This is a genomic window from Streptomyces sp. NPDC048254 (assembly GCF_043201895.1).
Lineage (GTDB): Bacteria > Actinomycetota > Actinomycetes > Streptomycetales > Streptomycetaceae > Streptomyces.
The window spans coordinates 231,031-245,428 of the sequence record NZ_JBICZJ010000004.1 but is presented as its reverse complement, the minus strand read 5'-3'; the positions used below and the strand labels follow the sequence as shown (position 1 = coordinate 245,428).

13 protein-coding genes are annotated in these 14,398 nt (G+C 71.7%); 6 read left to right on the top strand and 7 right to left on the bottom strand.

What is annotated here, in order from left to right; genetic code table 11:
- Positions 1–75 precede the first annotated feature (75 nt).
- A complete protein-coding gene (locus ACGFZQ_RS13780) occupies positions 76–1,059 on the bottom strand; it encodes an aldo/keto reductase (protein WP_393840525.1) in 984 nt (327 codons plus the stop codon).
- Between the two features lie 138 nt (positions 1,060–1,197).
- On the opposite strand from ACGFZQ_RS13780, the gene ACGFZQ_RS13775 reads away from it, so the two are divergent.
- Positions 1,198–2,904: a cholesterol oxidase substrate-binding domain-containing protein gene (locus ACGFZQ_RS13775; protein WP_393840524.1), complete on the top strand. Its 1,707-nt coding sequence runs from the start codon at positions 1,198–1,200 to the stop codon at positions 2,902–2,904.
- A gap of 100 nt (positions 2,905–3,004) precedes the next feature.
- On the opposite strand, the gene ACGFZQ_RS13770 is transcribed toward ACGFZQ_RS13775, so the two are convergent.
- Entirely contained in the window at positions 3,005–3,892 is an 888-nt protein-coding gene (locus ACGFZQ_RS13770) for an SDR family oxidoreductase (RefSeq protein ID WP_393840523.1), read from the bottom strand.
- Positions 3,893–4,027: 135 nt separating this feature from the next.
- Between ACGFZQ_RS13770 and ACGFZQ_RS13765 the strand changes: the two genes are divergently transcribed.
- A complete protein-coding gene (locus ACGFZQ_RS13765; RefSeq protein WP_393840522.1) occupies positions 4,028–4,924 on the top strand; it encodes a LysR substrate-binding domain-containing protein in 897 nt (298 codons plus the stop codon).
- Here ACGFZQ_RS13765 and ACGFZQ_RS13760 read toward each other — a convergent pair.
- The 3 genes from ACGFZQ_RS13760 to ACGFZQ_RS13750 all read right to left on the bottom strand — a co-directional run bounded on the left by ACGFZQ_RS13760 (position 4,921) and on the right by ACGFZQ_RS13750 (position 8,298).
- Positions 4,921–5,520: a TetR family transcriptional regulator gene (locus ACGFZQ_RS13760; protein ID WP_393840521.1), complete on the bottom strand. Its 600-nt coding sequence runs from the start codon at positions 5,518–5,520 to the stop codon at positions 4,921–4,923. The two genes, ACGFZQ_RS13765 and ACGFZQ_RS13760, sit on opposite strands and share 4 nt — an antisense overlap.
- The gene (locus ACGFZQ_RS13755) at positions 5,517–7,007 is read right to left on the bottom strand and encodes an MFS transporter (protein ID WP_393840520.1); all 1,491 of its coding nucleotides are present in this window, start codon (positions 7,005–7,007) and stop codon (positions 5,517–5,519) included. The genes ACGFZQ_RS13760 and ACGFZQ_RS13755 overlap by 4 nt, the downstream gene beginning before the upstream one ends.
- Before the next feature lie 97 nt (positions 7,008–7,104).
- Positions 7,105–8,298 (bottom strand): FAD-dependent monooxygenase, encoded by a 1,194-nt coding sequence (locus ACGFZQ_RS13750; protein WP_393840519.1) that lies wholly within the window; start codon positions 8,296–8,298, stop codon positions 7,105–7,107.
- Positions 8,299–8,640: 342 nt separating this feature from the next.
- On the opposite strand from ACGFZQ_RS13750, the gene ACGFZQ_RS13745 reads away from it, so the two are divergent.
- Together ACGFZQ_RS13745 and ACGFZQ_RS13740 are read left to right on the top strand one after the other, a co-directional pair.
- The gene (locus tag ACGFZQ_RS13745; protein WP_393840518.1) at positions 8,641–9,090 is read left to right on the top strand and encodes a tyrosinase cofactor; all 450 of its coding nucleotides are present in this window, start codon (positions 8,641–8,643) and stop codon (positions 9,088–9,090) included.
- A gap of 35 nt (positions 9,091–9,125) precedes the next feature.
- The gene (locus ACGFZQ_RS13740) at positions 9,126–9,947 is read left to right on the top strand and encodes a tyrosinase family protein (RefSeq protein WP_393840517.1); all 822 of its coding nucleotides are present in this window, start codon (positions 9,126–9,128) and stop codon (positions 9,945–9,947) included.
- Positions 9,948–10,017: 70 nt separating this feature from the next.
- On the opposite strand, the gene ACGFZQ_RS13735 is transcribed toward ACGFZQ_RS13740, so the two are convergent.
- Complete coding sequence (locus ACGFZQ_RS13735) at positions 10,018–10,719, bottom strand: ribonuclease H (protein ID WP_393840516.1); 702 nt, start codon at positions 10,717–10,719, stop codon at positions 10,018–10,020.
- 47 nt (positions 10,720–10,766) lie between these two features.
- Entirely contained in the window at positions 10,767–11,561 is a 795-nt protein-coding gene (locus ACGFZQ_RS13730; protein ID WP_393840515.1) for a VOC family protein, read from the bottom strand.
- A 150-nt stretch (positions 11,562–11,711) separates the two neighbouring features.
- Between ACGFZQ_RS13730 and ACGFZQ_RS13725 the strand changes: the two genes are divergently transcribed.
- Positions 11,712–12,719 carry a zinc-binding alcohol dehydrogenase family protein gene (locus tag ACGFZQ_RS13725; RefSeq protein ID WP_393840776.1) on the top strand — a complete coding sequence of 336 codons (1,008 nt, stop codon included), beginning with the start codon at positions 11,712–11,714 and terminating at the stop codon, positions 12,717–12,719.
- 228 nt (positions 12,720–12,947) lie between these two features.
- A complete protein-coding gene (locus ACGFZQ_RS13720; RefSeq protein ID WP_393840514.1) occupies positions 12,948–14,390 on the top strand; it encodes a family 2B encapsulin nanocompartment shell protein in 1,443 nt (480 codons plus the stop codon).
- Positions 14,391–14,398 lie beyond the last annotated feature (8 nt).

Here is a 14,398-nt window from a genome sequence, read left to right as displayed (position 1 = left end):
GTAACCGCCGGGCCCGTCGTTCAAACGGCCCGAGCCGGGAGCGGCACCGTGGTGGCGGTCCCGGCCCGGCGGGTGCTACCAGCGGTTCTCGACCTGGTCCTTGATCCGGCGGTCGTAGAGGTCGCGGATGGCGGTGACCGTCTCCGCGGGCAGTTCCGGGAGCTTGGCGGCGGCCGCGTTGGCGCGGGCCTGCTCGGCGTTGCGGGCGCCCGGGATCACCGTGGTGACGCCCGGCTGGTCGATGATCCAGCGCAGGGCGAGCTGGGCCGGCGTGTAGCCCTCGGGGGCGAGTGCGGCGAACTCGGCGGCGGCCTCGACGCCCGTCGTGTAGTCGACGCCGGAGAAGGTCTCGCCCTGGTCGAAGGCCTCTCCGTGCCGGTTGTAGGTGCGGTGGTCGTCGGCCGCGAAGACGGTGTCCTTGGTGTACTTGCCGGACAGCAGACCGGAGGCGAGCGGCACCCGCGCGATGATGCCGACGCCGGCCTCCCGGGCGGCCGGGAGGACCTCGCGCAGCGGCTTCATGCGGAACGGGTTGAGGATGATCTGCACGCTGGCCACGCCCGGGCGGCCGATCGCGGTGAGCGCCTCCGCGCAGGTCTCGACGCTGACGCCGTAGGCCGCGATGCGCTCCTCCTCGACCAGGGTGTCCAGGGCGTCGAACACCTCGCCGGAGGAGTAGACCGGGGTCGGCGGGCAGTGCAGCTGCACCAGGTCCAGGCGGTCCACGCCGAGGTTGCGGCGGGACCGGTCGTTCCACGCGCGGAAGTTGTCCAGGACGTAGTTCTCCGGGATCTGGTCGACCCGGCGGCCCATCTTGGTGGCCACCAGCACATGCAGGTCCGGCCGGCCGCTCAGGAAGGCGGCGATGGTCCCTTCGCTGCGCCCGTCGCCGTACACGTCGGCGGTGTCGAAGAAGGTCACCCCCGACTCGGCCGCAGCCTCCAGAACAGCCAGCGCCTCCTTGTCGTCCACGTCGCCCCAGTCGGCACCGAGCTGCCATGTGCCGAGGCCGACGACCGATGCCCGCTGCTGCGACCTGCCGATTACGCGTTCGTCCATGGCGCCAGTCTGTCATCCGCCACCGACAACGGTGTCAGGGACCTCCTCGCCCCCGCCCACCTGTGAATCCTTCACTCACACGGGTGATTGTGTTCGACAGAAATCGGGAGGGCGTCAACCCGGCCCTAGCGTGTCGGCGTGACCGATCGTTCAGCGAACAACTTCCCTGCCCCGGACGGCTGGAGCCGTCGGGGCTTCCTGCGGTCCGCCGCCGCGCTGGCCGCCGTACCGGTGCTGCTGGCGGCGGATCCGGCCGTGGCCGCGGCCGAGCTGCCCGGCTTCCCGGCGGATGTCGCGCTGTACCGCTCGGCGTACCGCAACTGGGTCGGCGAGATCACCGCGGACGGGCTGTGGGCCTGCGCCCCGGCCGACGCCGACCAGGTGCGCACGGTCGTCGACTGGGCCTGGCGCAGCGGCTGGCGGGTACGCGCGCGTGGCTCCTCGCACGGCTGGTCGCCGCTGACCGTCACGGAGGGGACGGGCGCCGACGACAAGGTGCTGCTCGTCGACACCCGGACGCACCTCACGGGGCTGTCCCTGGACTCCGGGTCTCAGGTGCGGGCCGGGACCGGCGTCACCATGGAGGCACTGCTCACCTTCCTGGAGGGCCACGGTCTCGGACTCACGGCCACGCCCGCGCCGGGCGATCTGACGCTCGGCGGGGCGCTGGCGATCGACGCGCACGGCACCGCCGTTCCGGCCGACGGCGAGCAGCCGCTGCCCGGGCACACCTACGGTTCGCTGAGCAATCTGGTGCTGTCGCTGACGGCGGTGGTGTGGGACGGGGACGCGGGAGCGTATGTCCTGCGGACGTTCCGGCGCACCGAGGCGGACTGCGCGGCCCTGCTCACGCATCTGGGCCGGGCGTTCGTGACCGAGGTCGTGCTGCGGGTGGGGACCAACAGCAACCTGCGGTGCGTGAGCCGGACCGACATCCCGGCCGGCGAACTGTTCGCCGCGGCCGGTTCCGGCGGGCGGACCCTCGACCGTTTCCTGACGCGATCCGGGCGGGTCGAGGCGATCTGGTTCGCGTTCACCGAGTACCCGTGGCTCAAGGAGTGGAGCGTCGCCCCGGCCAGACCGCTCGCCTCGCGGCATGTCACCTCGCCGTACAACTACCCCTTCTCCGACGTCGTGCCGACGGTGGTCGCCGACCTCGTGGGGCGGATGGTGTCCGACGCGGCGTGGTATCTGGCGCCGGTGCTGGGCAACGCGCAGCTGGGTGTGGCGGCGCTCGGGCTGGTGGCGACGCTGTCCTCGGACATCTGGGGGGCGTCGAAGAACACGCTGCTGTATCTGCGGCCGACGACGCTGCGGATCAACGCGAACGGGTACGCGGTGCTGACCCGGCGGGCCGAAGTGCAGCGCGTCGTGCACGAGTTCACGTCGTTCTACCGGGAACGGCTGGCCGCGTACGCCGCGTTGGGGCGGTTCCCCGTCAACGGGTCGGTGGAGATCCGGGTGACGGGGCTGGACGAACCCGCGGATGCGGAACTGGCCGGTGCGCAGGTCCCGTTGCTCTCCGCCCTGCGGCCGAGGGACGGGGCGGACACGGCGGTGTGGCTGGATGTGCTGACGCTGCCGGGGACGCCTCATGCGGAGGCGTTCTTGCGGGAGTTGGAGGGGTTTCTGTTCGAGCGGTACGAGGGGACCCGGGTGGAGTGGTCCAAGGGGTGGGCGTACACCGAGTCCGATGTGTGGAGTGACGAGGAGGTGCTCGGTACGACTGTTCCGGCTTCGTTCGGGAGTGCGGTGTGGGATACAGCGGTGGAGACATTGGATCGCCTTGACCCACACCGGGTGTTCAGCAACGGGTTCTTGGACGGGGTGCTTGTGCGCCATTGATGCCCGCGGGGCGGTGGGGGCTGGTCGCGCCCACCCGGCGGTAGCCGCATGTCGAATACAGCCCCGCGCCCCCAAGGGGGCGCGTTGCCAGTGCCGGAGCCTAGAAGTAGTGGCCCTCCTCCAAATCCGCGAGCAGGCCCACCTGTTCCGGCTTCCAGCCCAGAAGCTCCCGGGTCCTCTCGCTCGATGTCGCGTTGTCGATCGTCGCCACCATGCCCAGCCAGCCGAAGTGGGCCTCCGCCTCCGTCGGCGGGATGCTCTTCAGCGGGAGGTCGAGGCCCTTGGCGATCGCCGCGGCGATGTCCTTGAAGGGGACTCCCTGGTCGGCCGCTCCGTGCAGGGCCGTGCCCGCCGGGGCCGACTCCAGGGCCAGGCGGTAGAGGTGGGCCGCGTCCAGGCGGTGTACGGCCGGCCAGCGGTTGGTGCCCTCGCCGACGTAGGCGGCGACGCCCGTCCGGCGGGCGATGTCGATCAGCTGCGGTACGAAGCCCCGGTCGCCGCGGCCGTGCACCGTGGGGGCCAGGCGGACCACCGAGCTGCGTACGCCGCGCTCGGCCAGTGCGAGTGCGGCCACGTCGCAGGCGCCGCGGTGGATGCTCGGTGCCGGGATGTCCTGCTCCGTCGCCACACCGTCGACGGCGGCGAGCATCAGGGTGCCCGAGGTGACGACGAAGGGCCGGTCCGAGCCCTCCAGAGCGGCGCCGATCGCCTCGATCACGCGCAGGTCGGTCTCCACGGCTCGCGTCATGTCCGGGAAGTCCTCGTGGTTGAAGGCCAGGTGCAGCACGCCGTCGGTCCCGGCCGCCGCGCGTGCCAGGTCCTCGGCGTCGTCGAGGCCGCCGCGGTGCACTTCCGCACCCGCCGCCTTCAAGGCCGCGGCGGACTGGTCCGAGCGGGCGAGGGCGAGGACCTGGTGCCCGGCGCCGAGGAGTTCGGGGACGACCGCGGAGCCGATGAAGCCGCTGCCGCCGGTAACGAATACCCGCATGGTGGGTGCTCCTTCGAGGGAGAGGGGGTGGTGCTGCCATCGTTCGGCCGGCGGGCGGCGGGCGTCCAAAGCCTGTTTCGCAATGCGCCATGCCTTTCAGGCATCGACGCAGGTAGCCGGCACTATCCTGAGGGCATGGCTGATCCGGCTTCCGCCCCTGACCTCGATCTGCGGCTCGTCCGGTACTTCACCGTCGTGGCCGAGCAGCGGCACTTCGGGCGGGCCGCCGGCGCCCTGCACATCACCCAGCCCGCGCTGAGCCGGCAGATCCAGCGGCTGGAGCAGGTGCTGGGTGCGCGGCTCTTCGACCGCACTCCGCAGGGCGCCCGACTCACCGAGGCCGGCGAGGTGTTCCTGCCGCGGGCCGGGGCGTTGCTGCGGGCCGCGAGTGAGGCCGCGGCCGTCACCCGGGCCGCCGCCGAGCCCAGCCGGATCACCGTCGGGTACATCAACGGGATCTTCGTCACCCCGGCCGTGCGTGATCTGCGCCACCGCTTCCCGGACGCCGACGTGCGGACCCTGCATCTCGACTGGAACGAGTCGCGCGAGGCCCTGCTGGCGGGGCGCGTGGACGCGGCCGTGACCCGGCTGCCGCTGCGCACCGACCGGTTGCGGGTGACGGTCCTCTACGACGAGCCGCGCGTCCTGGTGGTCCCCCTGGACCACCGGCTGGCCGGGAAGGAGTCGGTCACGCTCGACGACATCGCCGACGAGCCGCTGCCCCGGGGGAACGATCCGCTCTGGAACGCGTTCTGGCGCGTCGATCCCCGGCCGGACGGCAGCCCGGCGCCCGGCGGTCCGCTGATCGGCGCGGTGGAGGACAAGTTCGAGCACGTCGCCGCCGGGCAGGCCGTGGCGATCGCGCCCTGGGTGCCCGGTGCGACCCTCCGACCCGACCTGACCACCGTCCCGCTGCACGGCGTCGAACCGAGCCACGTGGTCCTGGCGACCCGCGCCGGGGACGACCACCGGCTGCTGGCCGCCTTCCGCAGGTCGGCCGAGGCGCTCCTGACGGCTCCGGCGCCCGGTTAGGGCGTCAACTGGGCCTGGACGGCGGAGCCGTAGCGGTCGGCGAGGTCGTCGATCGCGGAGTCGCGCAGCCGTGGGCCGCGGGCGATGCCGTACATCACGCCCAGGCCGATGAGCTGGGCGACGGCCAGTTCGGCGCGCAGTCCGGCGTCGGGGCCGGTGAGCCGGGCGGCGACGCGGTCCACCACCTGGGCACGGAAGTTGGCGCGCAGCACGTCTCCGTGGTCGCCGTGCAGGGGGGCGAAGACGATCCGCAGCAGCGGGTCGGCGCCCCGGTCGCGCTGGCCCTCCAGGACGTGCCGGACCATGTGCCGGCCCAGGTCGTCCAGGGGTGCGTCGAGCAGGGCGGCCGCGTCGGTGTCGAAGGACATCACGCGGGCGAACAGGCCGTCCTTGTTGCCGAAGTACTTGAGGATCAGCGGCGCGCTGACCCCGGCGCGCTCGGCGACGTCCTTGAGGGTGATGTCGGCGTGCGCGTGCCGGGCGAGGAGGTGGCGGGCGGCCTTGAGGATGGCGGCCTTGGTGGCCTCCGCGTCCCGGCGGGCGGGAGCGGGGGTGGTGCCGGTGTCGGTGTCGGGTCGGGTGCTCACGGCACTCATGCTCCCTCCAGTGCGTCGTCCCGGGCGCCCTGGGTGCGGGCCCGGGCGCGCGGGGCGTCGTCCGTGGCCTTGTCGCCGGGTATGGACAGCGCGGCGGCGCCGGCGGCGAGTGCGATGACGCCGGCCATCGCGAACGCCAGCAGATAGCCGTGCAGCGTGGGCAGCTGAGCGCCGCCGACGAGGCTGGTGTGATGGGTGAGGACGGCGGCCACGGCGGCGCTGGAGGTGGCCTGGCCGATGGTGCGCATGAGGACGTTGACGCCGTTGGCGGAGGCGGTCTGGCTCGCCGGGACGGCCCGCAGGATCAGCGTGGGCAGCGCCGAGTAGGCGAGGGTGGTGCCGGTGGCGACGACGGTGGCGCCCAGGATGATCATCCAGAGGTCGCGGCTGTCGGCGATGCGCACCACGTATCCGCAGGCGATGACCCCGGCGCCGAGGGCGAGGGTGATGCGCGGGCCGCGGGAGGCCGAGATCCGGGCGGAGAGCGGCGAGAACAGCAGCATGGTGACGCCACCGGGGAGCAGGCAGAGGCCGGTGGCCACGATGGACAGGCCCAGGCCGTATCCGGTGGCCTTCGGCGCCTGCACCAGCTGGGCGGTGACCAGGGAGTTGGCGTAGAAGGCGAACCCGGTGAGCAGGGCGGCGACATGGGACAGGCCGACCCGGGGCCGGGACACCAGCTGCAGGTCGACCAGCGGCTGCTCGGTCCGCAGCTGCTGCCACCACCACAGGGCCAGGACGAGAACGGTGGCGGCGAAGAGTCCGAGGACGCGCGGGCTGCCCCAGCCCCACTGGCCGCCCTGCGAGACGGCGAGCAGCAGACAGGTCAGCCCGACGGCCAGCCCGAGCGCGCCGAGCACGTCGAACCTGCCCGGCTCGCGCACCGGTGACTCCCGGACCGCCCACCACACGGCCGCCACGCCCAGCGCCCCGAGCAGGCTGGTCAGCCAGAACATGGTGTGCCAGTCGTAGTACTGCACCACCAGCGCGGCCAGCGGCAGGCCCAGCGCGGCGCCGATGCCGACGGTGGAGCTCATCAGCGCCACCGCCGATCCCCGCCGCTCGGGCGGCAGTTCGTCACGCAGGATGCTGATCGACAGCGGTACGACGGAGGCGGCGGCACCCTGCAGGGCGCGGGCGACGATGAGCACGGTGATGTCGGACGACAGGGCGCACATCACGGAGCCCACGGTCATCAGGGCGAGTGCCCCGGTGAGCACCCGGCGCTTGCCGTACATGTCACCGGCCCGGCCGAGCACCGGGGTGAGGACGGCCCCGGCGAGCAGGGTCGCGGTGACCATCCAGGAGACGGTGCCGGCCGAGGAGTGGGTGAGCTTCGGCAGGTCCGGGAGCAGGGGGACGACCACCGTCTGCATGACGGCCATCAGGATCCCGCCGAAGGCCAGTACCGGGATGGTCAGCCGGTCCCGCAGAGGCGGTGCGGCGGGCGAGCCCGAGGGGCCGGCTGTCGGGGCGGGGTGATCCATCGGCGCTCCTGCGGACGGCACAGACAAAGAGGTGAATACGAATTCACCCTATCGAGTGAATGACCTTTCACCAACTCGTGCCGTCGTCAACTAGCGCCTACGACCGGGAGTGCAGGGCGCGCGCCGCCCGTGGCCCGAGCCACCGCTTGAGCCGGCGCAGCGCCTCCAGTCGCCCGGCCGCCTTGTCGATGCCGTAGTAGAGCTGCGGCGGAACGTACGGCAGCAGCGGCGAGTGGCGCTGGCCGAGCAGGGCGAACATGCGGTGCGGGGGGAGGTCGATGTAGCGGGGCAGGCTCTCGTACCACTGGGCACTGAGGCGGGCGGCGCTCTGGGCGGAGACCAGTTCGGCCTTGCGCTGCCGCTCGTAGGCGGCCAGGGCCCGGGGTCCGGCGCCGTGCTCGCGCAGGGCGTCGGCGAGGCACATCGCGTCCTCCAGGGCGAGGGTGGTGCCGGCGCCGATGGAGTAGTGGGTGGTGTGGGCGGCGTCGCCGAGCAGGACGAGGTTGCCGTGGTGCCAGGTGTGGTTGGTGAGCGTGCGGAAGGTGGGCCAGGCGGCCGCCGAGGAACCGGTGACCAGCGGCCGGCCGTCGAGGATGCCGGCGAACAGCTTCTCCAGCAGGGCCAGTTGGTCGGCCTCGTTCAGCGTGTCGAGGCCGAGGCCGGTGAGGGTCTCGGGAGCGCACTCGATGACGCAGGTGCTGTGCCCGTCGTCGTAGGGGTAGCCGTAGCACCAGACCCAGCCGTGCTCGGTCTCGGCGAAGGCGAAGGTGAAGGAGTCGAAGGCCTTGGTGGTGCCGAGCCAGACGTAGTGGTTGCGGCCCTCGGTGGCCTCGGCGCCGAAGTCGTAGGCATGCCGGGTGCGCAGGGCGCTGTGGATGCCGTCGGCGGCGACGACCAGGTCGGCCTCGGGGAGGTCGTCGGGCGTGATCTCGCTCTCGAACTCCAGCCGTACACCCAGGGACCGGGCGCGTGCGGCGAGGATCTCCAGGAGGCGGTGGCGGCCGATGCCGTGGCCCGGGTCGCCGGGCTGCCGGGTGACCTGGTCGCGGACATGGGCGACGCCCTGGTGCCAGCGCACGGAGCTCTCCTCGACGGCGCGGGCCGACTCGGGGTCGTACACGTGCAGCCGGTCCATCAGGGCACGCCAGTAGGTGACGCCCCAGCCGTAGGTCGAGCCCTCGGGGTTGCGTTCATGGACGGTGATGTCGTGGGACGGGTTCTGCCGCTTGAGCAGGATCGCTAGATACAGGCCGGCGGGCCCGCCTCCGACGCAGACGACCTTCACACGCACCCCTGGATTTCACCGAACGTGGTCAACTGGAACCGCAGGGTAGCAGCGGAGGCGAGCCCGGCCGGGGTTTTCGAATCGCGCCAGATTGACGGCGTGAGCCACGGCACCCGGACGGCGGACCCACGCGAAAGATCGACGAAAACAACCTCGCCCGGGCAAGGAATTCCCCGTTCCGGTACCGGCGGACCCCTCGCCACGGCAAGATCATCTTCGTTCAATCTTGTATGACATGTAGTCAATTGTCCTGATCGCAGCCAACCCGATCCGGGCGATTTCTCCCGCCCGGAAACCGGCGGATAGGCATACGGAGTCATCACCCGCACCCAGCACAGGAGCATCCGTATGCCCGAACTCACCCGCCGTCGCGCGCTCACCGCGGCGGCCGCCCTCGCGGCCGCGGCCGGCGCCCAGACCCTGGTCGCCCCCGGCACCCCGGCCGCCGCTCACCCGCAGGAGGGATCCCTCGAACCCTTCGACGAGGTCTACAAGGGCCGCCGGATACAGGGCCGCCCGTCCGGCATGGACGACGTGGGCGGGATGAAAGGCATGAAGGGCATGAAGGGCATGAAGGGTATGAAGGGCATGGGCGGTATGGGCGGTCATCACCACGGACACCGCACCGGTTACGCGGTGTTCGTGGACGGGGCGGAGCTGCACGTCATGCGGAACGCGGACGGCAGCTGGATCAGCGTGGTCAGCCACTACGACCCGGTGCGCACCCCGCGCGCGGCCGCCCGCGCGGCCGTCGACGAGCTGCAGGGCGCCGCACTGCTGCCGTTCCCCGCCAACTGACCGCCCCCGCCAGGACTTCCGGAGCCTCGAAACACATGACCATACGCAAGAACCAGGCCAGTCTGTCCGCCGACGAGAAGCGGCGGTTCGTCGCCGCCGTCATCGAGCTGAAGCGCAGCGGGCGTTACGACGACTTCGTGCGCACGCACAACGCATTCATCATGTCCGACACCGACGACTCGGAGCGCACCGGCCATCGTTCGCCGTCGTTCCTGCCCTGGCACCGCAGATTCCTGCTCGACTTCGAGCAGGCGCTCCAGTCGGTGGACTCCTCGGTGGCACTCCCCTACTGGGACTGGAGCGCCGACCGCACCGTCCGAGCCGCGCTGTGGGCGCCGGACTTCCTCGGCGGTACCGGGCGCAGCTCCGACGGGCGGGTGACGGACGGTCCGTTCGCCGCGTCGAGCGGGAACTGGCCGCTCAACGTCCGTGTGGACGGCCGTACTTATCTGCGCAGGTCGCTCGGGACCGGCGTGCGCGAGCTGCCGACCCGGGCCGAGGTCGACTCGGTGCTGGCCATCCCGACGTACGACATGGCGCCCTGGAACAGCGCCTCGGACGGCTTCCGGAACCATCTGGAGGGCTGGCGCGGGGTCAATCTGCACAACCGCGTCCATGTCTGGGTCGGCGGGCAGATGGCCACCGGGGTCTCCCCCAACGACCCGGCGTTCTGGCTGCACCACGCCTTCATCGACAAGCTGTGGGCCGAGTGGCAGCGCCGGCACCCGCAGGCGGCCTATGTGCCGGGCGGCGGGACGCCTGACGTCGTCGACCTCGACGAGACGATGAAGCCGTGGAACGACGTGCGGCCGGCGGACCTGCTCGACCACACGCGGTTCTACACGTTCGACGGCTGAAGACGGCTGAAGACAGCCGAAGACAGCCGAAGACAGCCGAAGACGTCTGACAACGGCCGACGACGGCCGATCAGGCCTCCGCCGTCCGGCACTCCGGGTGGCCCCAGCCCTGCCCGTTCTTAGCGATCGGCTCGCCGGCCGCGTAGGAGCGGCCGCACAGGCAGCGGCCGGGGAACTTGGCCTTGATGGTGCGCACGGAGGCGCCGCCGGCGGTGCTCTTGCGGGGTGCCGCCTTGCGGCGCGGGGCGCCGCCGGATGCGGCGGAGGTCGGCGACGGCGGCGGTACCGGGGAGCCGAGGGCGCTGCCCGCGGCCTCCTGGACCGTCGCCGCCTGGCTGGCCGCGCGGTCGGCGAAGTCGTTCAGCGGGTCGCCGTCGACCTGGTGGGCGGGGACGTGCCGGAAGTCGACCGTGCGGCCGTCGAGGAGTTCGTCGATGCGGACGACCAGGTCCTGGTTGGCGACCGGCTTGCCCGCCGAGGTCTTCCAGCCGTTGCGCTTCCAGCCGGGCAGCCAGGTGGTGACCGCCTTCATCGCGTACTGCGAGTCCATCCGCACCTCAAGGGGCACGTCCGGGTCGACGGCCGTCAACAGCCGCTCCAGTGCCGTCAGTTCGGCCACGTTGTTGGTGGCCTTGCCGAGCGGGCCGGCCTCCCAGCGGGCCGGCGTCGCCGCGTCGTCGGACATCACCCAGGCCCAGCCGGCCGGTCCCGGGTTTCCCTTGGAAGCGCCGTCGCACGCGGCCACCACTCGTTCACGCATGGGCCCGATCATGCCACGGCCGGGCGGGGAGCCCGGCGCTGGCCCGGTGTCCGTCCTGGTCAGACGTCCTTGACCGAGGGCTGCTCGCCCTCGGTGGTGGTGATGTCGATCACCGAGAAGTTGGCACCCTGCGGGTCGGTGAGCGCCGCGAACCTGCCGAAGGGGCTGCTCATCGGACCGAAGCGCAGCACCGCACCCTGCTTGGTGGCCTTCGCGACGGCCTCGTCGCAGTCCTCGACGGTGAAGTAGACGTTGATGTACGAGGGCACCTCGGGCGGGAACTCGTCGGTCATCCCCATCCGGCCGAGAACCGTGTTCCCGTCCACGTCGAACATCCGGAAGTCGACGTTGTCGTCCTCGACCTGCCTGGCCGTGTAGGAGAAGAGGGAGGTGAAGAAGGGGTCGGCCTTCTCGGGCTCGCGGGTGAAGACCTCCGCCCAGCAGTAGGCGCCGGGCACGGCCGTGGCCTCGAAGCCCGCGTGGAGGCCGCCCTGCCAGATGCCGAACACCGCGCCGCTGGGCTCCCGGGCCAGGCACATCGTGCCGAAGTCGCCGACCTGCATCGGCTCCATCAGCACCTCACCGCCGTTCTCCCGGATCCGCTCGGCGGTGGCCGCCGCGTCCGGCGAGGCGAAGTACAGACACCACTGCGACTGCCCCTGCTGGCCGGGCATGGGCGGTACGACGGCGGCGACGGCCTTGCCGTTCGCGTAGGCCTGGGTGTAGTTGCCGTACTCCGACGTCGACTCGCCGAACCTCCAGCCGAGGACCTCGCCGTAGAAGTTCTTGGCGCCCTCCAGGTCGCTGAACATCGCGTCGGCCCAACAGGGGGTTCCTTCAGGTTGTACCGCCATGGCCGCGGCCCTTCCGATCGAGCGGATTCTCCCGCTTCCTCACGCTAGTCATCCGGCTGTCCGCCCGCGCGCCGAAGGCCGGACTCCGTCGGACACTGGGGAGGGTGAGCCGGCGGCCTTCGGCGGATGGGGCACGACATGACGGACGCGATGCGGGCGTGGTCGGTGGCTCGGCCCGGACCGGTCGAGGGGGACCCGCTCCGTCTCGTCGAACGTCCGGTGCCGGTACCCCGAGCCGACGAGCTGCTGGTCCGGGTGCGCGCCTGCGGGGTGTGCCGGACCGATCTGCATGTCACGGAGGGCGACCTGCCGGTGCACCGGCCCGGGGTGACGCCGGGGCACGAGGTGGTGGGCGTGGTCGCGGGCCTGGGCGCCCAGGTGGCGGACTTCGCGGTGGGCGACCGGGTGGGGGTGGCCTGGCTGCGGCGCACGGACGGGACGTGCGCCTACTGCCGGCGGGGCGCCGAGAACCTGTGCCCGCACTCGGAGTACACCGGCTGGGACGTGGACGGCGGCTACGCCGAGTACACCACCGTGCCGGCGGACTTCGCCTACCGGCTGCCCGGCGCCCTCGACGACGTGGCGCTCGCACCGCTGCTGTGCGCCGGGATCATCGGCTACCGCGCGCTGCGCCGGGCAGCGCTCCCGCCGGGCGGCCGGCTCGGCCTGTACGGCTTCGGAGGCAGCGCCCATCTGTGCGCGCAGGTGGCGCTCGCCGAGGGCGCGACCGTGCATGTGCTGACCCGGGGTGCCGAGGCCCGGCGGCTGGCCCTGGAGCTGGGCGCGGCCTCGGCCCGGGACGCCTCCGAGGCACCGCCCGAGCCACTGGACGGCGCCGTCCTGTTCGCCCCGGTCGGCGATCTGGTGCCGGTGGCGCTGCGCGCCCTGGACCGGGGCGGGGTGCTCGCGGTCGCGGGCATCCACCTGAGCGACGTACCGACGCTGAACTACGAGCGGGAGCTGTTCTACGAGCGTGAGCTGCGCAGCGTCACCTCCAACACCCGTGCCGACGGGCGGGAGTTCCTGGCCCTGGCCGAACGGCACCATGTCCACGCGACCACCCACGCCTACCCGCTGTCCGAGGCTCCCCGGGCCCTGCGGGACCTGAAGGCCGGGCGCTTCGACGGGGCCGCGGTGCTGGTCAACGACCTTTCCTGAGTCCAACCCGCGGCGGACCCGGGCACCGGAGCGGGCCACCGGCGCGCGCTCGGGAAACGCAACCTTTTCCACCCCGAACACCAGGTTTGCGCAACTAAGGCGCGCAACCGCCCCTTTCACGCCGTACCCGTAGATCACCACGGCTGTTTGGCTGGTCCTCGCGCATCGCCACCTCGTACACCACCGACCCTCCGGGTCACCCCTGTTCGCTTCTCTGCTGGAGGGAATGTGTCCACACCGGACAGCGTCATCGGTTCCGCCGTCGACGAGCCCGAGCCGGATCCGACCACCGACGGGCAGCTCACCAGTCTGAGCACCCGGGCGGCGCGTCAGCTCGCCACGACCACCAAGTCCGAACCGCAGATGCAGGCCATCACCTCACGGTGGCTGCTGAAGACACTGCCCTGGGTGGACGTCAAGGGCGGCGCCTACCGGGTCAACCGGCGCCTCCAACTGCGCACCGGACGCGGCCGGGTCAGCTTCGAACAGAACGGTGGGGACGACATCCGGGTCATCCCGGGGACCCTCACCGAACTGCCCATCCTGCGGGGTTACGACGACCTGGACGCGCTGACCCAGATCGCCGAGCGGTTCCAGGCCCGCGAAGTGCGCGCCGGGCAGGTGCTGTTCGAGGCCGGGCAGCCGGTCACCGAGACCTACCTGGTCGTGCACGGCCGGTTCATCCGGTTCGCGGCCGGCAAGTACGGCGAGGAGGAGGTCGTCGGGGTCGTCACCGACGGCGACCAGATGGGCGACGAGGCGGTCGGCCAGACCGACCCGCTGTGGCTCACCTCGGTCCGGGCGGAGACGGCCGGCGTGGTGCTGGCGCTGCCCTGGGCCGTCGTCGAGGAGGTCATGGACCGGGTGCCGTCGCTGGGCGCGCATCTCCAGGCGTACGTCGACCGGCAGCGGCTGCCGATGAACCGCAAGGGCGAGGCCGAGGTGCCGGTACAGGCCGGCCACCGGGGTGAGCCGACCCTGCCGGGCGGCTTCGTGGACTACGAACTCGCGCCGCGCGAGTACGAGTTGTCGCTCACCCAGACCGTGCTGCGGGTGCACTCCAGGGTCGCCGACCTCTACAACAACCCGATGGACCAGACCCAGCAGCAGCTGCGCCTCACGGTCGAGGAGATCCGTGAGCGCCAGGAGTGGGAGCTGGTCAACAACCGTGAGTTCGGGCTGCTGCACAACATCGACTACGGGCAGCGGATCAGCTCCTTCACCGGCCCGCCGACCCCGGACGACATGGACGAGCTGATCTCCATGCGCCGCAAGACCAAGGTGATCCTGGCGCACCCCAAGGCGATCGCGGCGTTCTTCCGGCAGTGCAACCGGCGCGGACTGGTGCCCCCCAGCGCGAACATCGACGGGCACGAGATCCCGGCCTGGCGCGGGGTCCCGATCTATCCGTGCAGCAAGATCCCGATCAGCGACGACCACACCAGCAGCATCATCGCGCTGCGCACCGGCGAGGCCGACCAGGGGGTCGTCGGCCTCTACCAGACCGGGATCCCGGAGGAGTTCCAGCCCGGCCTGAACATCCGCTTCATGGGCGTCAACGAGCAGGCCATCGTCAACTACCTGGTCACCGCCTACTACTCGCTGGCCATCCTGGTCCCCGACGCGGCCGGGATCCTGGAGAACGTCCAGCTCGGCCGCACCGCCGACTGACGGCCTGG